Origin of the sequence: Mycobacterium sp. E3339, assembly GCF_001666915.1 — a bacterium.
GTDB lineage: Bacteria > Actinomycetota > Actinomycetes > Mycobacteriales > Mycobacteriaceae > Mycobacterium.
Genome location: NZ_LZIZ01000199.1, coordinates 1 through 786 on the forward strand (window position 1 = coordinate 1; position 786 = coordinate 786).

General features: G+C 63.0%; 1 protein-coding gene. It reads left to right on the top strand.

Going from position 1 to position 786, the window contains the following annotated elements:
* Positions 1 to 786: condensation domain-containing protein (locus A5702_RS18760; RefSeq protein WP_231965095.1), on the top strand; the 786-nt coding region annotated here is incomplete at both ends.

Sequence of the window (786 nt, forward strand, 5' to 3'; positions counted from 1 at the left end):
GTTGAGTCGGCGGCGTGTTATTCGTTTGATTTGGCTGTGGAGATTCCGTTGCGGGCGACGGTTTTTCGGGTGGCGGCTGATGAGCATGTGTTGGTGGCGGTGGCTCATCATATTGCTGCTGATGGATGGTCGATTTCGCCGTTGGTGCGTGATTTGGGGGTGGCGTATGCGAGTCGGTGTGCGGGGGGTGCGCCGGGGTGGGCGCCGTTGGCGGTGCAGTACGTGGATTACACGTTGTGGCAGCGGGCGGTGTTTGGGGATTTGGATGATCCGCACAGTGTGATTGCGGCGCAGTTGGCGTATTGGCAGGACGCGTTGGCGGGGATGGCGGAGCGGTTGGAGTTGCCGACGGATCGGGCGTATCCGGTGGTGGCTGATTATCGGGGTGCGCGGGTGGAGGTGGGGTGGCCCGCGGTGTTGCAGCAGCGGGTGCGGGCGGTGGCCGGTGCGCATAATGCGACGAGTTTTATGGTGGTGCAGGCGGCGTTGGCGGTGTTGTTGGCCAAGCTGGGTGCGACTTCGGATGTGGCGGTGGGGTTTCCGATCGCGGGGCGTCGTGATCCGGCGTTGGATGAGTTGGTCGGGTTTTTTGTCAATACGTTGGTGTTGCGTACGGATTTGTCGGGCAATCCCACGGTGGCGGAGTTGTTGGCGCAGGTGCAGCAGCGCAGTCTGGCCGCCTATGAGCATCAGGACGTGCCCTTTGAGGTCTTGGTGGAGCGGCTGGGTCCCACCCGCAGCCTCAGCCATCACCCCCTGATCCAAGTCGTCCTCGCCTGGCAGAAC